This is a genomic window from Crystallibacter degradans, from assembly GCF_012952295.1.
GTDB classification, from domain to species: domain Bacteria; phylum Actinomycetota; class Actinomycetes; order Actinomycetales; family Micrococcaceae; genus Crystallibacter; species Crystallibacter degradans.
In genome coordinates this window covers 119,521-144,525 of the sequence record NZ_JABBCH010000007.1, presented here as the reverse complement: position 1 = coordinate 144,525, position 25,005 = coordinate 119,521, and the positions used below count along the sequence as shown (strand labels likewise).

23 protein-coding genes are annotated in these 25,005 nt (G+C 62.8%); 8 read left to right on the top strand and 15 right to left on the bottom strand.

Translation table 11 applies throughout. The annotated features are described in order from the left end of the window. Positions 1-190 precede the first annotated feature (190 nt). From HGO92_RS13265 to HGO92_RS13255, 3 genes are all read left to right on the top strand, one after another. Positions 191-493, top strand: coding sequence for a DUF4193 family protein (locus HGO92_RS13265; protein ID WP_169995534.1), 303 nt, complete (start codon positions 191-193; stop codon positions 491-493). 154 nt (positions 494-647) lie between these two features. After that, entirely contained in the window at positions 648-1,310 is a 663-nt protein-coding gene (locus tag HGO92_RS13260) for a CGNR zinc finger domain-containing protein (protein ID WP_346768952.1), read from the top strand. Positions 1,311-1,415: 105 nt separating this feature from the next. Next, positions 1,416-1,787, top strand: coding sequence for a VOC family protein (locus tag HGO92_RS13255; RefSeq protein ID WP_169995532.1), 372 nt, complete (start codon positions 1,416-1,418; stop codon positions 1,785-1,787). Positions 1,788-1,852: 65 nt separating this feature from the next. Here the strand turns inward: HGO92_RS13255 and ppsA are convergent, their stop codons facing one another. The 7 genes from ppsA to HGO92_RS13220 form a co-directional block, all read right to left on the bottom strand. After that, positions 1,853-4,273, bottom strand: a complete 2,421-nt coding sequence (ppsA, locus tag HGO92_RS13250; protein WP_169995530.1) for a phosphoenolpyruvate synthase — start codon at positions 4,271-4,273, stop codon at positions 1,853-1,855. A gap of 148 nt (positions 4,274-4,421) precedes the next feature. Beyond that, positions 4,422-5,240, bottom strand: a complete 819-nt coding sequence (locus HGO92_RS13245; RefSeq protein WP_169995528.1) for a pyruvate, water dikinase regulatory protein — start codon at positions 5,238-5,240, stop codon at positions 4,422-4,424. After that, entirely contained in the window at positions 5,237-5,575 is a 339-nt protein-coding gene (locus HGO92_RS13240) for a hypothetical protein (protein WP_169995307.1), read from the bottom strand. The genes HGO92_RS13245 and HGO92_RS13240 overlap by 4 nt, the downstream gene beginning before the upstream one ends. Before the next feature lie 100 nt (positions 5,576-5,675). Continuing rightward, the gene (locus tag HGO92_RS13235) at positions 5,676-6,311 is read right to left on the bottom strand and encodes an LUD domain-containing protein (RefSeq protein WP_169995526.1); all 636 of its coding nucleotides are present in this window, start codon (positions 6,309-6,311) and stop codon (positions 5,676-5,678) included. Beyond that, a complete protein-coding gene (locus HGO92_RS13230) occupies positions 6,308-7,837 on the bottom strand; it encodes a LutB/LldF family L-lactate oxidation iron-sulfur protein (RefSeq protein WP_169995524.1) in 1,530 nt (509 codons plus the stop codon). The genes HGO92_RS13235 and HGO92_RS13230 overlap by 4 nt, the downstream gene beginning before the upstream one ends. Next, a complete protein-coding gene (locus HGO92_RS13225; protein ID WP_169995523.1) occupies positions 7,834-8,637 on the bottom strand; it encodes a (Fe-S)-binding protein in 804 nt (267 codons plus the stop codon). Before HGO92_RS13225 ends, HGO92_RS13230 begins: the two co-directional genes overlap by 4 nt. Before the next feature lie 446 nt (positions 8,638-9,083). Then, complete coding sequence (locus tag HGO92_RS13220) at positions 9,084-9,809, bottom strand: FadR/GntR family transcriptional regulator (RefSeq protein ID WP_169995521.1); 726 nt, start codon at positions 9,807-9,809, stop codon at positions 9,084-9,086. A 176-nt stretch (positions 9,810-9,985) separates the two neighbouring features. Between HGO92_RS13220 and HGO92_RS13215 the strand changes: the two genes are divergently transcribed. Then, the gene (locus HGO92_RS13215; RefSeq protein WP_169995519.1) at positions 9,986-11,776 is read left to right on the top strand and encodes a lactate permease LctP family transporter; all 1,791 of its coding nucleotides are present in this window, start codon (positions 9,986-9,988) and stop codon (positions 11,774-11,776) included. Between the two features lie 357 nt (positions 11,777-12,133). Here the strand turns inward: HGO92_RS13215 and HGO92_RS13210 are convergent, their stop codons facing one another. Continuing rightward, positions 12,134-12,790, bottom strand: coding sequence for a GntR family transcriptional regulator (locus tag HGO92_RS13210; protein ID WP_169995517.1), 657 nt, complete (start codon positions 12,788-12,790; stop codon positions 12,134-12,136). A 129-nt stretch (positions 12,791-12,919) separates the two neighbouring features. On the opposite strand from HGO92_RS13210, the gene HGO92_RS13205 reads away from it, so the two are divergent. The 3 genes from HGO92_RS13205 to HGO92_RS13195 all read left to right on the top strand — a co-directional run bounded on the left by HGO92_RS13205 (position 12,920) and on the right by HGO92_RS13195 (position 15,848). Then, positions 12,920-13,573 (top strand): flavin reductase family protein, encoded by a 654-nt coding sequence (locus HGO92_RS13205; protein ID WP_169995515.1) that lies wholly within the window; start codon positions 12,920-12,922, stop codon positions 13,571-13,573. Between the two features lie 48 nt (positions 13,574-13,621). Then, positions 13,622-15,007, top strand: coding sequence for an MFS transporter (locus tag HGO92_RS13200; RefSeq protein ID WP_169995513.1), 1,386 nt, complete (start codon positions 13,622-13,624; stop codon positions 15,005-15,007). A 367-nt stretch (positions 15,008-15,374) separates the two neighbouring features. Beyond that, positions 15,375-15,848, top strand: a complete 474-nt coding sequence (locus HGO92_RS13195; RefSeq protein WP_169995511.1) for a hypothetical protein — start codon at positions 15,375-15,377, stop codon at positions 15,846-15,848. Positions 15,849-15,891: 43 nt separating this feature from the next. Here the strand turns inward: HGO92_RS13195 and HGO92_RS13190 are convergent, their stop codons facing one another. From HGO92_RS13190 to uraD, 6 genes are all read right to left on the bottom strand, one after another. Beyond that, complete coding sequence (locus tag HGO92_RS13190; protein ID WP_169995509.1) at positions 15,892-16,335, bottom strand: QcrA and Rieske domain-containing protein; 444 nt, start codon at positions 16,333-16,335, stop codon at positions 15,892-15,894. Between the two features lie 135 nt (positions 16,336-16,470). Further along, positions 16,471-17,823 (bottom strand): 8-oxoguanine deaminase, encoded by a 1,353-nt coding sequence (locus tag HGO92_RS13180; protein WP_169995507.1) that lies wholly within the window; start codon positions 17,821-17,823, stop codon positions 16,471-16,473. A 159-nt stretch (positions 17,824-17,982) separates the two neighbouring features. Further along, a complete protein-coding gene (locus HGO92_RS13175; protein WP_346768951.1) occupies positions 17,983-19,554 on the bottom strand; it encodes a nucleobase:cation symporter-2 family protein in 1,572 nt (523 codons plus the stop codon). Positions 19,555-19,620: 66 nt separating this feature from the next. Further along, entirely contained in the window at positions 19,621-20,529 is a 909-nt protein-coding gene (gene pucL, locus HGO92_RS13170; protein WP_169995505.1) for a factor-independent urate hydroxylase, read from the bottom strand. 2 nt (positions 20,530-20,531) lie between these two features. Next, positions 20,532-20,873 carry a hydroxyisourate hydrolase gene (gene uraH, locus HGO92_RS13165; protein ID WP_074700515.1) on the bottom strand — a complete coding sequence of 114 codons (342 nt, stop codon included), beginning with the start codon at positions 20,871-20,873 and terminating at the stop codon, positions 20,532-20,534. Next, the gene (uraD, locus tag HGO92_RS13160; protein ID WP_169995503.1) at positions 20,870-21,364 is read right to left on the bottom strand and encodes a 2-oxo-4-hydroxy-4-carboxy-5-ureidoimidazoline decarboxylase; all 495 of its coding nucleotides are present in this window, start codon (positions 21,362-21,364) and stop codon (positions 20,870-20,872) included. The genes uraH and uraD overlap by 4 nt, the downstream gene beginning before the upstream one ends. A 504-nt stretch (positions 21,365-21,868) precedes the next feature. On the opposite strand from uraD, the gene HGO92_RS13155 reads away from it, so the two are divergent. Continuing rightward, a complete protein-coding gene (locus HGO92_RS13155; RefSeq protein WP_169995501.1) occupies positions 21,869-22,048 on the top strand; it encodes a hypothetical protein in 180 nt (59 codons plus the stop codon). Between the two features lie 88 nt (positions 22,049-22,136). Here HGO92_RS13155 and aceE read toward each other — a convergent pair whose 3' ends face one another. Further along, positions 22,137-24,878 (bottom strand): pyruvate dehydrogenase (acetyl-transferring), homodimeric type, encoded by a 2,742-nt coding sequence (gene aceE, locus HGO92_RS13150; protein ID WP_169995499.1) that lies wholly within the window; start codon positions 24,876-24,878, stop codon positions 22,137-22,139. Positions 24,879-25,005: the final 127 nt, after the last annotated feature.

Below are 25,005 nucleotides of genomic sequence, written 5' to 3'. Positions count from 1 at the left end.
CGCACCTCGTGCTCACTACGTCATGACAGCAGCCGCGTCGATGGAAGCGGCGCTGGAGTCAAGTAGTCGGCTTCAGCGCTTCACCGTGCTGCCCCTAGCCCGTGCTTTGCCCGGCCGTCGACTGTGGAATACTCGCGGGGTGCTGTACGTTGTACCGCATTCATCCCTTCGAGAAAAGAGAACCAGTTAAGTGGCAACCGATTACGACGAGGTCCGTGCCGACGTCAAAGAGTCCCAAGAGAAGTCCTTGGAGGCAGTGCAGTCCGCAAATGCACCGGGCGCCCGCAGTGTCACCATGGAACTGGACGAGGCCGACGGCCTGGACGGAGCCGGTGTTCCCGGCGGCGAGTTCATCGCCGAAGAGCTCAACGTTCAGGTCATCCCGCAGGCCGACGACGAATTCACGTGCTACTCATGCTTCCTGGTCCGGCACCGCTCCCAGGTCGCCAGGCAGCAGGGCAGCCATGCTTATTGCACCGACTGCGAAGGCTAGGCACCTTCGTTCCCAGCCTTCCTGCAGCGCGGGTTCCGATACCGGAGCAGTGACAGGCAAGGCCTGAGAAGAGCTTCCCGCACTGAAGTCTGGTGGGAACGCCAGAAACGGTACGTCAGGGCATTCCGCTTTTGGGGCTGAGGCGGCGACGCGATTGGCGTGCCACTGGTCCAGGTCCGGTTTGCCCAACACCGGTCCAGGCATTGACCCGCACCGAAGGGACGAAAGGGCGGTTCCGGAAGGTGGCGCCTGGATCGCAGGGTCTTCTCCAAGTCCTCGCGAAAGCAATAGTTATTCAGCGTGGTGCTACGCGACAGGGGCGTCACGGAAACTAGACAGCCCGGAGAACGCCACCCAATGGCTCATCAGCCATAATCTGGTTCCAGAGGAAACCGCTTTACTAGCGCACTGCCAGAACCAGCTCACCACCTTGCGAGGTAACTTGCGTGCAATCTTCGCAGCCCGCGCAGACAGCAGCGTGCCAGAACTGCGGGCTCTGGAGGGTGTCAATCAAGCCCTCACGAAGGTGCCGAGCGCACCGCTACTACGGCATGACCCACAGGCGGGACTGCACCGGGCTCAACAGCACCCAGTGACGCAACTCGTCGAACACGCGATGGCCCAAATCGCCGAGGATGCCGCCTCATTGCTGACTGGAGATCAAGCGGGACTGATCGCCCGCTGCGAAGCAACGCCCTGCAATCGATTCCTCTTGCGCACCCACGCACGCCGGTACTGGTGCTCCACCCGATGCGGCGACCGCGTGCGGGCAGCCCGGCCCTATGCCCGGAAACAGGGCCGGGATCGGGCCGGCTGAATCACGATCATGCAGTCCGGCGCCTCTCAGTCGTGTTGACGCTGCACATGCGCTGGCCGTGACTATCATCGGAAGAATTCCTCATTCCCCAGATCGGAGCAACACATGCAACTTGGCGCCTTCTCGATAAGCCTCACGGTCAAGGACATCGAGACCTCGGCTGCGTTCTACGAAAAGCTCGGGTTCAGCAAACACGGGGGCGACATCACGCAGAACTGGCTGATTCTGAAGAACGGCGAGGCCGTCGTCGGGCTCTTTCAGGGAATGTTCGAGAAAAATGCACTGACCTTCAATCCGGGCTGGAATCAGGACGCGCAGGCACTCGACTCATACACCGATGTGCGCGATCTCCAACGGCAGCTGAAAGCCCAGGGCACGCAATTCGTTTCGGAGGCCGATGAGGAGACGACCGGACCGGCGAGCTTCATTGTGCTGGATCCGGACGGCAACCCGATCATCGTGGATCAGCACATCTGATTCTTGTTCGTCTCATTTAGCCGATACGAACTCTCACCGCACCCCTGACCTTTCCGCCTTTGCCCTCAGCGCGGTGCGGACAGTTCGCCGGCGGCGGCACTGATCTCGGCGTCGACGGCGTCGGCAAGCTGGAGCCAGGTGTCCACTACGGTGTCGGGGTTCAGTGAGACGGAATCGATGCCTTTCCTGACCAGCCACTCGGCGAAGTCCGGGTGGTCGCTGGGACCTTGGCCGCAGATGCCGACATATTTACCACGCTCCTTGCACGCGTTGATGGCCATGGTTAGGAGCTTCTTCACGGCGGCGTCGCGCTCGTCGAAGCTGCCTGCGACGATGGCCGAATCCCGGTCCAGCCCGAGGGTCAGCTGGGTCATGTCATTGGAGCCGATGGAGAATCCGTCGAAGTAGTCGAGGAATTCGTCGGCGAGCAGCGCGTTTGAGGGTAGCTCGCACATCATGATGATCTCGAGGCCGTTTTCGCCGCGGGTGAGGCCGTTCTCCGCCAGCAGGTCGGTGACGCCGCGGGCCTCGTCGAGGGTCCTTACGAACGGGATCATGAGCTTGACGTTGGTCAGTCCCATCTCGTTGCGGACGAAGGACAGGGCCTCGCACTCGAGGTCGAAGCAGTCCCGGAAGGTCGGTTCGAGGTACCGTGAAGCGCCGCGGAAGCCGGTCATCGGGTTCTCTTCGTGCGGCTCGTAGGCGGGTCCGCCAAGCAGGTTGGCGTACTCGTTGGACTTGAAGTCGGACATTCGCACAATCACCGGCTCCGGTGCGAAGGCCGCGGCGATGGTGGACACGCCTTCGGCGAGGCGTTTGATGTAGTAGTCGCGCGGGCTGTCGTACGCGGCGATCCGCCTCCGTATTTCCGCGGCCACGTCCTCCGGCTGGTCATCCAGGTTCAGCAGGGCCTTGGGGTGGATGCCGATCTGGCGGTTGATGATGAACTCCAACCGGGCAAGGCCCACACCGTGGTTCGGCAGCTGCGCGAAGGTGAACGCCTGCTCCGGGGTGCCGACATTCATCATGACCTTCACCGGGGCTTCGGGCAGCTGGGCGATCCCGGTTTCTTCGACGCTGAAGTCCAGCAGGCCACCGTAAATCACGCCGGTCTCACCATCGGCGCAGGACACGGTGACGTCGATTCCGTCGGACAAAGCTTCTGTAGCGGCCCCTGTTCCGACGACAGCGGGAATACCCAGTTCGCGGGCGATGATGGCCGCGTGGCAGGTGCGTCCACCACGGTTGGTGACGATGGCGGAGGCGCGCTTCATGATCGGCTCCCAGTCCGGGTCGGTCATGTCGGCAACGAGGACGTCACCGCTCTGGAACGATGCCATCTGGTCGATCGCGGTGAGGATGCGGACACTGCCGGAACCGATCCGCTGGCCAATGGCGCGGCCTTCGACCAGAATCGGGCCGGTCCCATTGAGGCGGAAGCGGCTCTGGCTGCCGGGGGCCCGACGGGACTGCACGGTCTCCGGACGGGCCTGCAGGATGTACAAGCCTCCGTCGATCCCGTCCTTGCCCCATTCGATGTCCATGGGGCGGCCGTAGTGGTTCTCGATGGCGACGGCGTGCCGGGCGAGTTGCTCGACGTCGTCGTCAGTGAGGCTGAACCGGCTCCGCTGCGACGCCTCCACCGGAACAAAGTCGATGGTGCGGCCGACTTCACGGCTGGCGGTGTAGGTCATCTGCAGGGCCTTCTCGCCCAGTCCGCGTTTGAGGATGGCGGGACGGCCGGCCTGCAGTGCGGGCTTGTAGACGTAGAACTCGTCCGGGTTCACGGCGCCCTGGACGACGGCTTCGCCCAGTCCGTAGGAGGAGGTGACGAAGACGGCGTCGTGGAAGCCCGATTCGGTGTCCATGGTAAACATGACGCCGGAGGCACCGACGTCGGAGCGCACCATGCGCTGGATACCCGCCGACAGTGCCACCTCGGCGTGCTCAAACTTGTGGTGCACGCGGTAGGCGATGGCTCGGTCGTTGTAGAGGGATGCGAAGACATCCTTGACGGCCTGCAGGATGTTCTCGATGCCGCGGACGTTCAGGAAGGTCTCCTGCTGCCCGGCGAACGAGGCATCGGGAAGATCTTCCGCGGTCGCGCTGGAACGCACGGCCCAGGACAGGTCCTCGGAGCCTCCTTGCTTCTCGACCAGCTGTTGATAGGAGTTGCGGATCTGCTCTTCGAAGCCCGGTAGGAACGGCGTCTCACGCATCAGGTGCCGAATCTCCTGGCCGGCGGCGGCCAAGGCCTTGACGTCATCGGTATCCAAGCCGGCCAGCCGGGCGGTGATCTGCTGGTCCAGGCCCGAATCGGCCAAGAAGCGGCGGTAAGCGTCCGCCGTCGTGGCGAAGCCGTCGGGCACCTTGACACCGGCCGAGGTCAGGTTCTGCACCATCTCCCCCAGGGAGGCGTTCTTGCCGCCCACCCGGTCCAGGTCCTTGAGTCCGAGTTCCGAGAACCAGAGGATGTCTGTCGTCATAATTGCTATTCCTTTGCGAGGGTGGCGGGCAGGGGCGCGGCCCGCCCGCGGCTGTGGCCGGCTAGTGGACAAGTTCTGTCCAAAGTGACAGGTCTTCGAAGCGCTTTCCACATGATGTGCATCACATAGCTTTTGTGAAGCTTTTTTTCTAGTGTTTGAGGTTCATCTTTTGCAGGATGGTGGCTGCCATTTCTTCGATCGAGACGCTGGCCGAATTAAGGTACGGAATCCCGTGCGACTCGTACAGCCGCTCCGCGCTGCGCAGCTCGAAGCCGCATTGGCGCAGCGATGCGTAGGGGGAGCCGCGGCGGCGTTCAGTGCGGACCTGGCTGAGGCGCAGGGGATTGGTGGTGAGGCCGAAACACTTCGACACGAAAGGCAGCAGCGGTTTGGGGAATCCTTCCCGTTCAAAGTCTTCGTCCACCAGCGGGAAGTTCGCGGCGAAGATGCCGTGTTGGAGTGCCAGATACATGGTGGTAGGCGTTTTGCCGCAGCGGGACGGGGACACCAAGATAACTTGGGCCTTTTCGAGGGCGCGCAGGCTCTGACCGTCGTCGTGTTCCATGGCGTATTCGACTGCGGCCATGCGGGATTGGTAGCGCGCGGCGTTTCCGAGGCCGTGCGCCCGGCCGGGTTCCCCGCTGACGCGGGTGCCGAGGGCGTGCTCCAGTTGTCCGACATGGGCCCCGATGAGGTCCACGATGATTCCCTTGCACGTCGCCAGGATCTGGCGGATATCGTTGCTGACTGCGGTGGAAAAGACGATCGGCTGCAGGCCCGTGGCAGCGTGGCCGTCGATGATCCTGACAGCGGACCGCGCCTGTTCGTCCGTGGTGATGAAGGGGATTGTGATGCGATCAAAATTGTTCGCAGGGAACTGCGTTAGCAAGGTATTGCCAAGCGTTTCCGCGGTGATGCCGGTGCTGTCCGAGAGGAAGTACACAGGCCGAAGATTGTCATTGGTCATGACGCATTCTCCACCGAAACGGTCCCGGTCCGGTATCGGTGCGGCGGCCGGGTATCGTCCTGGCTCCGCGGGCGTCCATCCCCGGGGTGCAGAGCGGACGATGTCAGGCGGTAAGCATGCTTGCCCTCCAACTGCCTGGGTTCCACCCACACCTCGTATTCTCCTGAAGCTTCGATGAGTATCCGGCTCGAGAACCCGTCGGCGGCGATCCAGAGTGCAGACGAATCAGGCATGACGTCGTCGACGAGTCCTTCGCGGACGGTCCTGCCGTTATTCCGGACCTGCACAGGGACGCCGATGAGGTTCTGCCAGGCGTTATGGCGGTAGGCGGTCATGAGCGTTCCTTTCGTTCAGCGGCGGCGAGGGGTGGGAGACGGGGTGGCCGCACCGTTTACGTGCGCGGCACCACGCTCTGCGCCTATTCGCCGCCCGGGTCTAACGTGCGATGATGACGTCGAGCTTCCGAGGGCCGTGTACTCCCTCGACGCGTTCGAGTTCGATGTCGCTGGTCGCGCTCGGGCCGCTGATCATGGTCAGCGGCCGGGTGCCGTCGATCCGACGCAGCGCCTCAGGCAGGATTCCGGCGATGTCTGTGGCTTTCACAACACAGATGTGATGATCCGGGACGAGGCTGATGGCGCGGCGGCCCTGGCTGGGACTACCGTCCAGGATGATGGTCCCGGTTTCGGCGACGGCGACCGCGCTGCCGGTCACGACGGCGTCAATGCCGTCGAGTTCCGCAACGGTCAGCGGCGTGGCGGCAGAATCTAGGTGGCGCCGGCCGTCGGCGGGCTCGTATTCGACTCCGGCGAGCCAGCCTGAGTCGAGCCCGGCGGGCACCACGTAGCTCTGCGCACCGACAAGGAGTGCTGCAATCCGTGTCGGCACCTCGGCCGCGTCCACTACGGCCACCTGTGCCTTGTAGTCGACCAGGCGGTCCACCAGCAGTTCGATCAGTGCCTTTTCGTCCAGCCCGGAAGTTGCACGGTATCCGCGGGGAACCTGCGGCACCTGCGGGCTGTCTTTCAGGGCGGCCCGGACCCGGCCGAGGATTTCGTCACGTGCGCTCACGGCTGGTCTCCCTTATTGTGTGATGGCATGGGGCCGCCATCGGCGTCCGGTCCCCGATGTTCCTTCGCCCACCAGGTGCGGAAAGACTGCGGCGGGGGCGCCGGGATGTCCCGGCTTTGGGTCCAGCCGGCGGCGATGCCAGGCAGCTTGGTGATTTTCTTATCGGGGCCGGCGGCCAGGCGCCCCAGAGGCAAACCCTTTTCGAGCAGGCCCAGCCGTTTACCCGAGGACAGCGCCCAGGAGGCGGCCTTCATGCCCGCGTCCATCTGAGTGGGTATTTTTTTCTTCCCGCGCTTGCTGTCCACGTCCACGCCGCGCAGGTGCACCAGGATGTCCGGGATGTTGATTTTGACCGGGCACGCGTCATAACAGGCCCCGCACAACGACGACGCGTAGGGCAGTGAGTTGTTCTCTTCGGCCTGGATGCCGGTCATCAGCGGTGAGAGGATCGCACCGATCGGCCCGGGATAGGTGGAGCCGTAGGCATGTCCACCGGTCCGCTCGTAGACCGGGCAGACGTTCATGCACGCGCTGCAGCGGATGCAGTGCAGCGCCGACCGCCCCATTTCGTCGGCCAGGGCTGCGCTGCGGCCGTTGTCCAGCAGTACCAGGTGCATGTTCTGCGGCCCGTCGCCTTCGGTGACGCCGGTCCAGAGCGAGGTGTAGGGGTTCATCCGTTCCCCGGTGGAGGAGCGCGGCAACAGCTGCATGAACACCTCCAGGTCCTGCCAGGTGGGCAGGAGTTTTTCGATGCCCATGACGGTGATCAAAGATTCGGGCAAGGTCAGACACATACGCCCGTTGCCTTCGGATTCGACGACGGCGAGGGTGCCGGAGTCGGCCAACGCGAAGTTGGCGCCTGAGACGGCGACCTTGGCGGTGAGGAACTTGCGCCGCAGATGTGTGCGGGCCGCCGCGGCCAGCTTGGCCGGGTCATCGGTCAAAGCGGGGTCGGCCCCGGGCATTTCACGCAGGAAGATGTCGCGGACCTGGCTGCGGTTCTTGTGGATCGCCGGGACAAGGATGTGGCTCGGCTTGTCGTGGTCCAGTTGGACAATGAGCTCGGCAAGGTCGGTTTCGAGGGCCGTTATTCCCTGTTCTTCAAGGTACTCGTTGAGCCCGATTTCCTGCGTCGCCATGGACTTGACCTTGACGGCTTCGGTTTCGCCGGTCTCCCGGATCAGCCCGGCGACGATTTCGTTTGCCTCGTCTGCGTCGCGGGCCCAGTGGATGACACCGCCGCGAGCAGTGAAGTTTTTCTCGAACTGTTCGAGGAGTTCGGGCAGCCGCGCCATCACGGATTCCTTGATGGCGGATCCTGCGTCGCGCAGCTGCTCCCAGTCCGGCAGTTCGGAGACCACCTGGAGCCGCTTGTCGCGGATGGTGTGTGTGGCATGGCCGAGGTTGGCGCGTAGCTGGGCGTTGCCAAGCTCGCGGTGCGCCGCCTTCGGGAAGGACTCGGAGGCATGCAGGTTTCCCGTGCCGAAGACGGGCAGCAAGGGCATGCCGAGGAAGGTTTGGCTCATTGTGCGGCCTTTCCGCTTAGCAGCTGCACCTCGCCGGCAATCTGTGCCGGGTGCTGTTCGGTGCTGGCGAGGATCTCGGCAAAATGCAGGGTTCGGATGCTGCTGCCCTGCCGGGACAGGCCTCCGCCGATGTGCATCAGGCAGGAGGCGTCCCCGCCTGAGCACAGTGATGCGCCGGTGGCGGTAATGTTCGCTGCCTTGTCCTCAAGCATCGCCGAGGAGACGTCGGCATTCTTCATCGAGAAGGTGCCGCCGAAGCCGCAGCACTGGTCCGGCTCCGGCAACGGGATCAGATCGATGCCGCGTACGGTGTTGAGCAGCCGCTGCTGCCGGTCCCCCAGACGAAGTAGGCGCATGCCGTGGCAGCTGGGGTGGTAGGTGACCCGGTGCGGGAACCAAGAGCCGAGCTGAGAGCCGGCGTCGGTGATCCCGAGGACGTCCACAAGCAGTTCTGACAGTTCATAGGTCTTCGCCCCGACCGCGGCCGCTCGCTTTTCCAGCGCCCGGTCTCCGCAAGAGCGGGCAATCATCGGATGCTGGTGCTTGACCGAGGCGACACAGGAACCTGACGGCGCGACGGCGACGTCGTAATCGTCGGATTCAAAAGCGGCCACGTGATTGGCGATCACGGGGACCGCTTCCTTGAAGTAACCGCTGTTGACGTGCATCTGCCCGCAGCAGGCCTGCCCGCCAGGGAAAACAACCTCGTGGCCCAGCCGTTCCAGGATTGCAACGGTCGCCTTAGCCGTGGCCGGGTACATCGCATCGACGATGCAGGTGGCGAATAACGCAATTTTCATAGCAGCCTCTCGTCGGGGGACACCCCGGCAATCGTGTGGTCTAACCACAGTAAACCATGTGATCGGCCCCACCTCAACTCCCTGCGCCCACCCGCTGTGCCGTCGCCGGTTGTGAGGCGATAAGCCGTCCGACGTTGTTGGGTAGCTCCCGCTTGTACAGGCCGGGCGGCGGCAGGCAGGGCTGACAGGTTTCAGAAATCGGCGGAGGAGGGGCGCCACCAGCAACGAGGGCCGGGTCGACTGGCCAGCCAAGCGAGATACCGGGGGGCCGCCATGGGCGCAGGAAGACGCCGCGATCCCACCGCCAGGAAGACCCTCCCCGGAGCGGCCGTCACGCCTTGCTTTGCTTCCATGCAGCAGGGCCGGCCCTCCGCGCACTTTATCCGGCCCTGGGACACGAAGGCCGCCAGCGATCACATGGCTACAAGCCTTGGGTGCCCGTTTGATTACGGTCGAGGACGGGCCAACTCCGCAGCACTCTTCTGATAGGAGGGGAAACCCGCCTCCCGGTAGTAGCCCTCGATGTGTGCGGCAACCAGCGCGGACGCCTCTACGGGGTCGCCCGACAGGACTACGTCGTAGATCTGACGGTGTTCGGCGCGGAGCCGCATAGCCATCGCCGACCAGTCTGGCAGATTGCCGATCATGTCCAAGGTGTAGTGCTCGATGGAATCGCGTAGGGCGCCCATCATGGTGCTGATCAGCACATTACCCGCCGCCTGCGACAGCGCGACGTGAAATTCCGCATCGAGCTGAAGAAAGCATTCGGTTTCAAGGCCAGGTTCGTCCATGGCGTCCAGCAGCAGGGCGGCCGATTTCAGGAACGGCGACGACGAGTCGGCGTGTTCGACAGCCCAGGATTCCAGCAGCGTCCGGGTTTGGACAATATCGTCCACAGGCAAATGCGAGGTTGCGAAGTGCAGCCGCATCGCCGCGGTGAACGGGGCCGATGGATCCGCGATGAGCAGCGTTCCGGCCTCGGGCCCTGACCCGACTCCGGAGCGGACCATCCCCATGGCCTCCAGCACCCGGATGGCCTCCCGAACGGACGTGCGGGACACCCTTAGCTGGTCCGCGATGGTCCGCTCCGCCGGCAGGCGCTGCCCGATCAGGATCCGCCCCTCCGCGATTTCGTGTTCCACCCAGCCGAGGACCACCTCATGTGCTCTCATATTCCAACACTACTTGATGTGGTCCGACCAATACCGTATTGTGCCATGCATCACGTTTGTGGTCTAACCACATATCCCCCAGAAGAGGATCCGCATGATCAGGCACACTCCAGCCGGGCGGCAACCCCGCCTCCTTCAGACCCGCACCGCCGGAATCGGCCAGAAAGGATCGAATTGTGGATAATCTCGCAGTTCTCAGCCTCCTGGCCCTGGCACCCATCCTTGTGGTGGGCGTCCTGCTGGCTGGTTTTCGATGGCCCGCCAAGTTCGCCATGCCGGTGGGATATGTCGCCGCTGTGCTGGTGGCAATGCTGGTGTGGAAAATGGACTTCACCGGAATCTTGGCAGCCTCGCTGGAAGGCCTGATCACAGCGGCAACGCTGCTGTACGTCGTGTTCGGCGCATTGCTGCTGCTCGCCACGCTGACCGTGGGTGGGGCGATGGCCACCATCCGCGCCGGGTTCAACAACATCTCCGCGGACAGGCGTGTTCAGGCGATCATTATTGGCTGGCTCTTCGGCAGTTTCATTGAAGGCGCCTCCGGCTTCGGGACCCCTGCCGCCGTCGTCGCGCCCCTGCTGCTGGCTCTTGGCTTCCCCGCTATGGCCGCTGTGATGGTGGGCCTGATCATCCAGAGTACGCCGGTAAGTTTTGGCGCCGTCGGAACGCCGATCATCATCGGCGTCGGTGGAGGACTCGGAGGCGATCCCGCCGTCGAGAACCGCATGGCTGTACTCGGCGTCACCTTTCCTGATTTCGTCGCTTCCATCGGATTCGAAGTTGCACTGCTCCACGCCATCATCGGCCTGCTCATACCCTTGTTCCTCGTGTGCATGCTCACCGGCTTCTTCGGTCCGGAACGACGGTTCCGCGATGGTCTGGCGATCTGGCCGTTTGCCCTGTACGCGTCGCTGGCCATGACCGTCCCCTACGTGCTGGTAGCCCGCTTCCTCGGCCCCGAGTTTCCGTCACTCATCGGTGGAGTGATCGGACTGACGCTGGTCATGTTTACCTCCAGCCGCGGATTTCTCATGCCGAAGGAAACATTCGACTTCGGCCCGCGATCCGGCTGGTCTCAGCGGTGGATGGGCACCATTGAGCCGGCCGAGGCGACAGATACTTCCGCTCGGATGAGCGTAGTCCGCGCATGGGCTCCCTATGTTCTGATGGCCGTCCTGCTGGTATGCAGCCGGACTATTGAACCGTTGAAGAACTTCCTGACCAACATGGCCATTCCATTCGAGAACATCCTGGGAACGGAGATTTCGACTTCCGTGCAGCCTTTTTACCTGCCGGGGTTCATCTTGATCCTTGCCTCGATCGCCGGTTATGCGCTGCATCGATTCAAGGGACGACAGATCATCGAAACCTGGAAGGTATCCGGCGGACAGTTGGCAGGAACAGCGGTGGCCCTGTTGTTCGCCGTGCCGCTGGTACGCATTCTGATTCAGTCCGGCCCCGGCCTCAACGACTCGGGCCTGCCCAGCATGCCGGTAACCCTTGCAGAAGGTGCAGCGGCACTGACCGGCAACTCATGGCCCGTAATAGCACCGTGGATCGGTGCGCTGGGAGCCTTCATCGCCGGCTCCAACACCATTTCCAATCTGACCTTCTCGCAGTTCCAGTTCTCCACCGGCAGCACCATCGGCGTACCCCCGGAGACTGTGGTGGCAGCCCAAGCCGTCGGAGGTGCCGGCGGCAATCCGATCGCTATTCACAATATCGTCGCCGCCTCCGCCACAGTGGGCCTCCTCGGACGGGAGGGAGATCTACTACGCAAAACAATCATCATCACTACTTACTACTGTTTTGCGGCCGGCCCCCTGGCGTATGTCTTTATCCATGGGTTCGGCCTGAACCTCGGCACTGTAATGCTCGTACTGCTGCTTGCAGGATTGGCCTTACTCGTCGGCTGGATGAAACGGCAGCCCGCGGCCACCAGATCGCTGAAGACCAGCCGAACATAAACTGCGGGTGCCACCCCTTGCCGACTTCGTTCGTGTTCGTCCTGATCCGAGCCATACAAACAGCAATCACCTGCTGCGGCAGCGGCTCATCGAGGCCTCTGCCGCAGCAGCTCCTTCCCTCCCATTGGACAGGGCGCCAGACCTCTGGCGTTCGACGACGAGCAAGGATCCTTTACAGGCGCAATCGAAAAACGCCTCCAGTCTAAAAGCACCAGCCTGACGACTAACATTGCCAACTCATCGCACAAGGACCTGCTCCACTCCCGAGTATGGACGCGGTCCGAGCACGTGCAGTCAGTGTGGACGGGCTCAATCCTGCCAATGGCCTTCCTGCCAGGACTTCCGCAGGAAGGGCCTTTAGACAGTGCGCGCGGCTTGGCGAGGTGCACGGCTGTTGATCACAGACAAGGCGAACTCAACAAGGTAGTCATTAAGGGCAATCGAGGACTCTCTCGCCTTTGATATGTCCCTTGCGGCGATTGCCTCAAGTATCTGCCGATGGTGAACACTGCCCACAGCAATCTCGTGCCGTACATCGAGGACATGGGTGAGCCAGAACCGACGGGAAAGCCCCTGCAGAGGTGCCATGGCTTCGGCTAGATACTCGTTGCGGGCACTAACTGTAATCAGCTCGTGTGTCTGCCGCACCGTTTCCGAGTATTCGTCCAGGTCGTGGTGTCCATCCAACGTAATGGCCAGGGCGGACATCACTTCCGCTTCCTGTCGGGTGCTCCGTTCGCAGGCCAGCGTGACGGCTAGAACTTCCATGACACGCCGGACCTCCAGGCGCTTTAGCTGATCCTCCACGGAGATGGCCGGAATCTCAATCCCTTTGCTCGGATGGATGCGGACCATGTGGTCCCGTGCGAGTCGCTGCACTGCTTCCCGCACAGGGGTTCTTCCAAATCCTGTCCGTTCCATCAGCCCGGATTCTGATACAAGGACGCCCGCTTCGAGTTCGCCCTTCTCGATCATGCGCACCAGGGACGCGTAAACCTCTTCTGACTTGCCCATTATTCTCCCGCGCACCTTCCTGTCTACTGCTCGATCATAAGACGAATACTGTCAGCTATTGATATTCCACCGATATATTGGTTGAATATAGCGAGTACGTGAGCCACTTCACACAAGGAGCGACCAGCAATGAAATACTCGCCACAAACAGACCCGAACCCGTTGCCCTACTCGCCCTTTAAGAGCTGCACGGTGCCCCGGCCCATCGGCTGGCTCTCCAGCGTCAGCAAGGACGGCGTGGAAAACATTGCCCCCTACAGCCAGTGGCAGAACCTCACGTTCGATCCGCCGATGGTCATGTTCTCGGCCAACCAATACCCGGACGGCCGGCGCAAGGACACCGTGCTCAACGCGGAGCAGACCGGGTGGTTCGTCTGGAACATGGCCACATACGATCTCCGCGAAGCCGTCAACATCAGCGCGATGGCACTGCCTCCCGAGGAGAACGAATTCGACCTGATGGGCGTCACACGCGAATACGCCGACAACTACAAGATCCCGATGGTGGCAGAAAGCCCGGTCAAATTCGAGTGCCGGTACATGAGCACCCACCGCCTCACCGGTAATTCCGATGTCGGAACCGTCGACATCGTCTTCGCCCAGGTCGAGAAAATCCATATCCAGGACTCCGTGATCACCTCCGAAGGCAAACTCGACATCCCCTCCATCCGGCCGATCGCCCGCATGGGCTACTTCGATTACACCGTAGTCACCGACACGTTCGAGATGCGGGTCCCCGGTTCCGATGAATACGCCCAGTCCGGGCTTGAAGGCCGCGCATAGCGGCAGGACAGGCCGAGCCCAACAAGAAGCTCCCAGAAAGGCCCCACAATGAACAGCTCCCGTGCAGAAATCCCAGCGGTGAATCCTCCCGCCACAGACGTTGCCAAGCGGTTCCGCGACTTGGTCGCCGTCAACTTCGGCAACACCCTGGAATGGTACGACTGGACGATCTACACGATCTTTGCCTCGTACTTCTCCACACAGTTCTTCCAGTCACAGGATCCGGTCTCCGCGCTCCTGGCCACTCTCGCGGTCTTCGCCGTCGGCTTCATCACCCGGCCCCTGGGAGGGTTCCTCTTCGGCGCTTACGCGGACCGGGTCGGACGGAAGAAAAGCCTGACCCTGGCCATGATGATCACCGCCGCGGGCAGCCTCGTCATCGCCGTCGCGCCCACCTTCGACACTGTCGGCATCGCCGCCTCATTGATCCTGCTGGCTGCTCGCCTGATCCAGGGCCTGGCGCACGGCGGAGAGATGGGCACATCGGTCACGTATCTGGTCGAACGGGCACCGAAGAACCGGCGTGCCCTTTACGGCAGTTCTTCCTGGGTCAGTGTTGTCCTGGGCACGATCCTTGCCACTTTCACCGGACTCATCATCAACTCTGTACTCGATGAATCCCAGATCGCAGCATGGGGATGGCGCGTAGCCTTCGGCATCGGCGGCATCCTGGGCCTCTACGCCCTGTACCTGCGGCGCAAAATCGCGGAGTCCGACGTGTTCGTCGCCGCAACCGGCACAGACACCGATGCCAACCTGAGCCCACTGCGTTCCGAAAAGACGAGCGGCGGCAAGAAGCGGACGGAGCCGATGCTCCGTGCCCTGGTCCGGAACTGGAGAGGAGTGGCCGTTGTCTTCGGCCTGTCCGCAGGCGGATCGATCATGTTCTACACCTGGTTGATCTTCACACCGACCTTCGCCCAGCTAAACCGCGGCCAGGACCCCACGAGCGCGTTGACGGCAAGCCTGATCGCCCAGGTCATCTTCCTCATCGCCATTCCCTTCGTCGGATGGCTGTCGGACCGCTTCGGCAGGCGCCTATTCGTTGTGCTGTTCGGCGTCGGGTTCATCCTCTTGACGTTCCCCTTGGACGGCCTGATCGACGGAAGCTTCAGCCGTTTGCTGGCAGCCATGATCATCGCGCTGGCCGTACTTGCCTGCCTCTTCGGCGTCAACGGTGCGATCTGGGCTGAAGTGTTTCCCACTAATGTCCGTGCAGCAGGTGTCGCCGGTCCGCTGTCCCTAGCGACGGCTATTTTTGGCGGTACCGCACCATATATCAATACGTTCCTGGCTCAAAGCGGACAACATAACCTGTTCCTGGTCTACCTCATGGTCGTTTCCGGAATAACTCTCCTGACAGCATTCCTCATGCCCGAAACCAAGGATGTGGACCTCACCCGTCGCGACGATGTAGCGGTCTCAAAACACTGACTCCCAAAAGAGTGTCTGTATGGTGGGCCGGCCGCAATCCCTGCGGCCGGCCCGACGCATCCTGTCGTGTTGCCACTCCATCCAAAGCTGAAGCCTGACATTTATCGGTCAAGGACCTCGAGGATTCTTCTGCAATGTAAGAAAAACTCGGATCGATGACTCGATCCGCCGCACGACCGGCACCAGTAAAGCGTGCATGCGCGTCCCGGGCCTTGCAGTCTCCTCCAGTGGTGCCGGAAGATCATCCTCTGGAAGCATCCGGCTACGGACGGTCTTCACTAGGCTCGTAATCAGTCCTGAGCGCCCGCGACGAGGGCGACGTAGATGCGTCCCTCCCCCGTTCGCAACACCACGAGAGGAATCCTTCATGATCGACGCACTGCAAGACTTCACGGCCTCGCTTCCCACCGTGCTTCAGTGGGTGGGTGTGATACTCGCGGCTGCGATTCCGTTTATTGAATCCTACTTCGGGTCCGTAATCGGCGTGCTCGCCGGCATTAACCCGGTGGTCGCGATCGCGGCCGCCATCGTCGGCAACGTGATCTCCATGCTGCTCTTCGTGCTCAGCGCCCACAGCGTGCGCTCGAAGGTGGTCAGCGGCAAGGCACCCAAGGAGCCCTCTGCCCGCCGGCAGAAGCTGCGCGCACAATTCGACAAGTACGGCGTCGCAGGCGTGAGCCTGCTGGGCCAGACCATTCTGCCAAGCCAGATCACCTCGGCCGCGATGGTCTCGTTCGGAGCGTCGAAGAATGCCGTTATTTTGTGGCAAATCGTCTCGATCATCCTCTGGGGCGTCGCCTTCGGCGTCTTAGCCAGCCTCGGCGTCTCGCTTATCGGCTAAGCGACGGAGGCACCCCAGCTTCGGCCACGACCAAGGGTTCGCTCTAGACGACGACGGTGATCCACTCGCCGTCGATCGCGGCAGCAAAACGAGGCAGCGGCGCGGGAGCGGGCCCTCCCGTTACTGCCCCATCCGTCAGCGCGAACGTCGAGTTGTGGCATGGACATGCGATCTCGCTTTCCGTCGCCGCCACCTTGCAGCCTTGGTGGGTGCACTCGGCGCTGTAGGCGAGGACGGTTTCCTCGTCCGGGCGGTGAACCAGGATCGGCTTTCCTTCAACGTTCAGGTTGGCGGAGCCGCCGACCGGGACCTCGCTGAGCTTGCCCACCTGCACCGGCGTACCTTCTACGCTGACGGCCGCCGGTTCGCCGCTGGTATCTCCAACGAGATTCTGGAAGGGCGAGCAGCCGGCAAGGACACCAGCCGTTCCTGCGGCGGCGCTAACGGTCAGGAGCGAACGGCGTGAAGGCACACGGGAAGATTTCATACCTGCCATTCTTGCCGTACGAACTTGGAAATTTCCAGCGGCGCGTCCCAAGCAAGACCCGTGACTGTCAACTTCGTTTGGAACCCGAGGAGGTCCTCGGTGACAATCGTGAACTCGTCCTCGCGGACAGGAGCTTCAGCCGGCAACCAGCTGCCGGGCGGCTGCGGAATGGTCCGCGATCAGTTCCTGAAGATCCAGCCCCTCGATTTGGCCATCCACTACGCGCCATTGGCCCCCGACCATAACCCGATCGGCCCTGTCTGCGCCGCACAGCAGCAATGCTGAGAGGGGGTCGTGGCTGCCCGAAAACCGCAGTTCATCCAGTTTAAAGAACGCCAGATCGGCCTGCTTCCCCACGACGATCTCGCCGATATCCGTCCGGCCCAGCGCCTGCGCGGAGCCCTTGGTGGCCCAGCCTAGCGCGCGCTCGGGCGTCGCGAGTTCGGCGCCGTAGCGCAGCCGCTGCAGATACAGGGCCTGCTTCGCCTCGAGAATCATGTTGGAGCCATCGTTCGACGCCGATCCATCCACCCCCAGCCCCACATTGACGCCGGCGTCCTCCAGCTCGATGGCGCGGCAGATGCCGGAGGCCAGCCGCATGTTGGAGCTGGGGCAATGCGCCACGCCGACCCCGGCGGCGCCGAGCTGCGCCACTTCCGCATCGCTGAAGTGGATGCCGTGGCCCAGCCACGTTCGGGGTGCCAGCCAGTCCACGCTTTCCAGGTAGTCCAGCGGCCGCAGGCCGAACCGTTCGAGGCAAAAGTCCTCTTCGTCGATGGTTTCCGCCAGATGCGTGTGCAGCCGGACGTCATGCTGTGCGGCGAGGGCGGCACTGTCTTTCATAATCTCCGGAGTGACGGAGAACGGTGAACAAGGTGCCAGCGCGATCTGGATCTGCGCGCCAGGCCCGCGTTCGTGGTAGCGCCCGATCAGCCTTTCGCTGTCGGCGAGGATCACCTCGGGAGCCTGGACGGTGCGCTGGGGCGGCAGGCCGCCGTCGTCCTCGCCGAGGGTCATAGAGCCACGGGTGAGCATGGCGCGCATCCCCAGCTCGCGCACCACCTGCACCTGGACGTCGATCGAGTCCTCCATACCCGCCGGAAAGAGGTAGTGGTGGTCCGCCGCCGTGGTGCAGCCGGACAGCAGCAGTTCGGCCAGCGCCGCCTTGGTGGCGAGCTCCAGGTAGCGGGGAGTCAGGCGGGCCCAGACCGGATACAGGTTGATCAGCCACGGGAACAGCGGCGCGTTGACCACCGGCGCCCAGGCCCGGGTGAGCGTTTGGTAGAAGTGGTGGTGGGTGTTGACCAGGCCGGGAAGCACCACGTGTTTGCTGGCGTCACACACGGTTGTCCAGGGTCCGCGTGGTGTTTGGCCGGCGGCCACGAGTTCGACGATTTCGCCGCCTTCGACCACCAGCCCGCCCGCTGCGTCGTCGTTGTTGGCGGTAAAAATGGCCAGCGGGTTCTTCACCCAGGTACGTGCAGTCATGATGCTCCTTGTCAGGTACAGGTACTGGCGCCGAGCGTTCGCAAATAACGACGGCGATGCCGCCAGCTCAGTGTTGTCCTGTCTGCTGATCCAGGAGATCGTTTCGGGCCGGTCCCGGCCCGCGGGATGCGGAGCGGGACCGGCCCAGAGGCCTGTTTGCTAGTGTTCGTTGGCGGCCTCGCCGTCGCAGATCCTGCGGATGTCCTCGTGGCAGTTGATCTCGCCTTTATCCAGCTTTTCCTTGACGATCTGGTACTGCTGGGCGGTGACCACTGGGATCTCGGTGCCGTCCGCGGCCATCAGTTTGCCGCCCTGGTAGTAGTCGCCGTCCTGCAGTGCCTGCAGCTCGTCCTCGCGGACCATGCGCGGCGGGCTGGCCACCAGCGAGGACTGCTGATCGGAGTTTCCGGCCTTCAGGTGGTTGAAGAGCAGGTTCAGCAGCACGGCCATGATGGCGGCGGAGCTAATGCCGGAGTGGAAGATGATGCCGAACCAGGTGGGGAACTCGTCGTAGAAGGTCGGGGACACCACGGGGATCATGCCGAAGGCCAGCGACACGGCCACGATGATCATGTTCATGTTGTCTTTGTAGTCGACCTTGGACAGCGTGCGAATGCCGCTGGCGGCCACTGTGCCGAAGAGGACGATGCCGGCACCTCCGAGGACGGGCGTCGGCACGGCTGCGACAACGCGGCCGAGGATCGGCAACAGTCCCAGGACCAGCATGATGACGCCACCCGCGGTCACCACGAAACGGCTCTTCACTCCCGTGATCGCCACCAGTCCGACGTTCTGGGCGAAAGCAGTCTGCGTGAAGGAGTTGAACACCGGCGCCAGGGCACTGGAGAGCATGTCTGCCCGCAGTCCGTCCGCAATGCGCCGCGAGTTGACTTTGGTCTTGGCGATTTCGCCGACCGCGAGGATGTCCGCCGTCGTTTCCGTCATCGTGACGAGGATGACGATGGTCATCGAGATGATGGCTGCGAGGTCGAACACCGGCCAGCCGAAAGCGAAGGGCTGCGGGAAGGCGAAGATGGCGCCGTTGCCCACGTTGGAGAAGTCGGCGATGCCCAGGAGTGCCGCGACGACGGTGCCGGCGACAATCGCCAGGAGGATGGACAGGCGGGAGATGGCCGCGTTGCCGAGCTTGCTGAGCAGCAGCACCGCGGCAAGCGTTCCGGCGGCGAGCCCGATGTTGGCCAGGCTGCCATAGTCATCCGCCTGGGAGTTGCCGCCCATGGCCCAGTTCGCTGCCACCGGCATGAGCGTGAGGCCGATGGTGGTGATGATGACGCCGGTGACTACCGGCGGGAAGAACTTGATGACCTTGGCGAAGAACGGAGCGATCACCAGACCAATCACTGACGCGACCAGCACGGATCCGAACACCATCTCGATGCCGCCGCCGCCGCTGAGAATGGCCGTCATGGTCGCAACGCCGGCGAAGGAAACACCCTGCACCAGCGGTAACTGCGATCCGAAGAACTTGACACCGTAGCTTTGCAGGATGGTTGCCGCACCGCCAACAAACAGGCAGGAGGCGATGAGCAGGGCGATTTCGTCCTGGCTCATGCCGGCCGCAGTGCCGACAATCAGAGGCACCGCGATGATACCGCCATACATGGTCAAAACGTGCTGGAGACCGTAGGCAAAGGACTTGCCGATGGGCAGCCTTTCGTCCTCGGGCCGCTGTCCGGTTATAGTCTTACGTGTAGTTTTTGCTGCATTCACAGCTGACCTCCTTGTCGGCTGCAGAGGCCGGGACGCGCGCGTGCGTCCCGGCCTCTGGCATGTGGACTAGCAGAATCCGGGGATATTGGCCCAGACTTCATGCGTGGCGGGGGAACCCTCACGCTGGATGGTGGCTTCGATCAATCCGTACGGCCGGTCCGCGGCGAAGAACACTTCGTTGGGGTTGTCCTGGCCAAACGGGCTCAGGTCCACCAGGAAGTGGTGCTTGTTCGGCAGGGACATCTTGATCTCGTCGATCTCCGGGTGCGCCTCGAGGACGAGCCGGCCCATTTCGTACATGCTCTGCTGCAGTGCCAGTGAGTGCGTCTCCGCAAACCCCTTGAGCAGCAGAGCGCGGACGCTGGCGTAGACGGCGTCGAAATCGACGTCGAGGGTGTTGTAGCGCCAGCGCGCGGTCACATCGGTGGCGAGGATCCGGTCATTGGTTTCCTGCAGCGTGGTGTACTGATCCCGCGGGAAACCGTGGAATTCCGAACCCGTGGACTTCAGGACGGTCAGCTCCTCGATGCCGGCCACGACGGTCTTCTTGTTGCCGGAAATCTCGAGCACGGCGGTGCGGACTTCGCTCTTGTTCCGGGAGAAGGCGTGGTCGTGGTCGTTGATGCGGTCCCAGAAGTACTGCTCTGCGGACCAGCGCCCGCCGGTGACCCAGTCGAAGCTCTCCGTGAAGTGCTTGCCAAGACGAAGCAGGAACTCCTCCGTGGTGGCGACGCCGTCGCGGGCCAGTGCGTACACGGTGTTCTTCTGGGTATCGGTGGCGACTACGTGGGCGTTGTCTCCGGCGGTGTGCGCCGCTTCGAAATCGCCGCGCAGCTGCGAGGTGACGTTGAGGTCCTGGATCTGGTGGCGGTCGGTGTCCCGGGTGATTTTGACCAGTCGGACTTCGGCCTTGCCGTACTGGTTCTGGCCCAGGACGATGCGGGTGCCGGTGGCGGATTCCACGGTGGCGGTCATGATTAGCTCCCTCGGTATGTTGAGTATGCAAACGGGCTGATGAGAAGTGGTACGTGGTAGTGCTCTGCTGTGTCCTTCACTTCGAAGGTCAGCTCCACGAACGGGAAGAAGGTTTCCGTACCCTTCTGCCCGAAGTAGGGGCCGGTTTCAAACGTGATCCGGTAGATCCCTGCTTCGATCGCCTCGGGGCCAAGATTCTTGATACGGCCGTCATTGTCCGTATGCTCCGTGGCGATTTCTTGCCAGCCGGTTGCCGTTTTGGCTTCCAGTGTGGCCTTGACACCGGAGGCAGGCCTCCCGGTCCCGGTGTCGAGAATGTGGGTGGTGACGTGGCTGACGCTCATGCTTCGATGACTCCTTCAAGTCGGAGGATGGCGATTTCGCGCAGCTGGCCGGCGACGACGGCGATTTCCTCGTCGGGCGAATTGCGCAGCCGCTTTTCAAGCTGGCTAAGAATTTCCTCGGCGCTGCGGCCGGCGGCACGGATCAGGAAGACCCTGTCGAACTTTTCCTCGTACGCCTGGTTGCCTGAGCGGAGCCTGTCCTGGACTCCGGCGGACTGTGCGACGCCGGATTGTTCCTTGCGGGACATATCCGCCTCGGTGCTGCTGCCGGCGGCCCGTTCGCCGATGCGTGGGTGGTGTGCCAGGGCGCCGTCGATCTCTTCTTCCGTCCAAGGCTGGGCCGCCTGCTTGGCGAACGACAGAAGCTCCGCGCGGCTGTTGAAAGGACGGGCACGGATTATCTCGGTGGCCCAGCGCGTTATGTCGACGCAGGGGCGCAGCACGTCGAGGGCTGCGCTGTCCGAGACAGAATTAAAAACGGCGAGATTCATGGCGGGTGTCAGCTTTCTAGAGATCTAATCCACCTCAGACGCTGAACACCCTTGACCATCGATAGAAATCGACTTGATTCGATGTTTCTGTATGGTGGAATCTTTCTTTCATAAAGAGTGTAAGCGGTGTCACAGGGTACCTGTCAAGGGTACCGGAAACTTATTTTTCCCGGCTAGCAAGAACCACGACGACGACATGCAGCCCAGCCCTCATCCCGATTGCCCAAGAAGCCGCAGCGAAAACCGTTGACCATAGGATTCTGACGGCAGATCTGGCATCCTTGTCAGAATCGGGAACGGCCGGAGCGACCCCGAAGCCTTCCTGGACGCAGCGGCAACGACATTGACGGGCACCAAAGCGCCCGCATGCGGACTCTTGCCTCAAACTTATGCGCCCAACCTCTTGACCACCCCTCACGCCCCCCTTAGCATTTTCATATAGCAATATTCTTTTTCCGCTATTCGGAATCAGCGCTAAGAAAGCTAAGGAATTGGAGAACCAGCATGAATACACCCAGCCCCGAAACCCAGACTGCACAGTCGGCCACGGCCCATATCTACGAAGCCGGCGGCTCGGACCCGGATTTCTACATCCCGCCGACGCGCACCCGGCAGGGACACGGCGGTCTGCTCAATACGCTTCGGAGCCTGCCGGGCCGGTTGACTCGCGCCACACGCGGCTAGCAACGCGTACAGCAAGAGCTCGCACAGCAAAGAGTGAGGGCGGATCCCACGGGATCCGCCCTCACTCTTTTAACCGCCCTTCACACTCTTAGGCGTCGCCTCCGGCGCTGCCCGAAGTCCCGGCGTTGACGTCGTCCAGCCGATACCGGCGGAAGGCCTCAGCCGGAGCGTCGGCGGGCACCTTGCCCTGCGCAGCGAGCAGCTGCAGGGCGCGGACCACCACGGAGTGGGCGTCGATGCTGAAGAAACGGCGTGCCGCGGCCCGCGTATCCGAGAACCCGAAGCCGTCAGCACCAAGGGTGGCGAAGTCGTTCGGCACGTACTGGCGGATCTGGTCAGGCACCTGCGACATGTAGTCGGAGACCGCAACGACCGGCCCTTCGGCACCTTCGAGCTGTTGCGCGACAAACGGCTTGCGCGCTACCGAGCCCGGATTCAGGAACATCTCCCTCTCGGCAGCCAGTCCGTCCCGGCGCAGTTCGTTCCAGCTGGTTACGGACCAAACATCGGCGCTGACACCCCAGTCCTCAGCCAGGATGGTCTGGGCTTCCAGTGCCCACGGAACCGCGACGCCGGATGCCAGCAGCTGGGTCTTCGGCCCCTGGGCCTCCGCGGCCTTCAGCTTGTAGATGCCGCCGAGGACGCCGTCGATGTCCAGACCTTCCGGCTCGGCCGGCTGGACGATCGGCTCGTTGTACACCGTGAGGTAATACATGACGTTCGGATCGGGGTGGTTGCCGCCGTACATGCGCTCCAGCCCGGCCCGCATGATGTGGCCGATCTCGTAGCCGAAGGCCGGGTCATAGGTAACGACGGCGGGATTGGTCGCCGCGAGCACCGGCGAATGGCCGTCGGCGTGCTGCAGCCCCTCCCCCGTCAGCGTCGTCCGCCCTGCCGTGGCGCCGATGATGAAGCCGCGCGTCATCTGGTCGGCGGCGGCCCAGAAGGCATCGCCCGTGCGCTGGAAACCGAACATCGAGTAGAAGACGTAGATCGGCACCAGCGGTTCGCCGTGGGTGGCATAGGCGGTACCGGCGGCGGTGAAGGCCGCGACTGCGCCGGCCTCGTTGATGCCCGGGTGGATCAGCTGCCCGGCCGGGGACTCCTTGTAGGCCAGGACAAGATCGCGGTCCACGGAGAGGTAGTTCTGGCCGCCGGGGTTGTAGATCTTCGCCGTCGGGAAGAATGCGTCCATACCGAAGGTCCGCGACTCATCCGGGACAACCGGAACCACGCGGTTGCCGAATTCCTTGTCCCGCATCAGGTCCTTGAGCAGCCGGACGAACGCCATGGTGGTGGCTGCCTGCTGCTTGCCGGAGCCGCGTTTGGCAACCTCGTAGGCCTTCGCCTCGGGGAGCTTGATCTCCGCGTGCTTGCTGCGGCGCTCCGGCACGGAACCGCCCAAGGCAGCCCGGCGGTCCATTAGGTACCGGATCTCCGGTGCGTCCGCGCCCGGGTGGAAGTACGGCGGGCGGTAGGGATCCGCCTCGAGTTGCTCGTCGCTGATCGGGATCCGCAGGTAATCGCGGAAGTCCTTCAGGTTTTGCAAGGTCAGCTTCTTCATCTGGTGGGTCGCATTGCGGCCCTCGAAGTGCGAGCCGAGCCCGTAGCCCTTGACCGTCTTGACCAGGACCACCGTGGGTTTGCCCTTGAACTCGGTGGCAGCCTTATAGGCGGCGTAGACCTTATGGTAATCGTGGCCGCCGCGCTTGAGGTTCCAGATCTCGGCGTCGCTTAGGTCCGCGACCATGGCCTTGGTCTGCGGGGTCTTGCCGAAGAACTGGTCGCGGACAAAACCGCCGGACTCGGCCTTGTACGTCTGGTAGTCGCCGTCGGGTGTCTCGTTCATGATGTCCACGAGCGCGCCGTCGGTGTCCTTGGCCAGCAGGTCGTCCCATTCGCGGCCCCAGACCACCTTGACCACGTTCCAACCCGCACCGCGGAAGAAGGCCTCGAGTTCCTGCATGATCTTGCCGTTGCCACGCACCGGCCCGTCCAGGCGCTGCAGGTTGCAGTTGACCACAAACGTGAGGTTGTCCAGCTTTTCGTTGGCGGCGAGCTGCAGCAGGCCGCGGCTTTCCGGTTCGTCCATTTCGCCGTCGCCCAGGAAGGCCCAGACGTGCTGGTCCGAGGTGTCCTTGATGCCGCGGTTCTGCAGGTAGCGGTTCGACTGCGCCTGATAGATGGCGTTCATCGGCCCGATGCCCATCGACACCGTAGGGAATTCCCAGAAGTGCGGCATCAGCCGCGGATGCGGATAAGAGGAGAGCGCATGGCCGGCCCTGGACTTCTCCTGCCGGAAACCGTCCAGATCCTCCTCGGTAAGGCGGCCTTCCATGAAGGCACGCGCATACATGCCGGGCGAGGCATGTCCTTGGAAGAAGACCTGGTCGCCGCCGCCAGGGTGGTCCTTGCCGCGGAAGAAGTGGTTGAAGCCAACCTCGTAGAGCGTGGCCGCGCCGGCATAGGTGGAGATATGCCCGCCGACGCCTATTTCCGGACGCTGTGCGCGGTGGACCATGACGGCGGCATTCCAGCGCATCCAGGCCCGGTACTTCCGCTCGATTTCCTCATTGCCCGGGTAGTGCGGCTCCTGGTCCGCGGGGATGGTGTTGACGTAGTCCGTGGTGGTCACCATGGGCACGCCGACACTCTGGGCCCCGGCCCGCTGCAGGAGCGAGCGCATGATGAACTGTGCGCGCTCGGTGCCCTGGGTGCTGATCAACTGGTCCAGCGACTCGGACCATTCCGCGGTCTCTTCCGGATCGCGGTCCGGGAACTGGTCGGCGAGCGCGCTCAGGATAGCCGGCGTCTCATCAATAACAGTCATGTGCTACCTCTCCATTGAGGACAGAGTTCTCCTGCCGTCTCATTTTTATTTCCACAAGACGGAATGTTTATTCCGTTATGTAAGATACAGTGAACGATGTAGGTGCGTTCCCTGTCAACGTTATGAC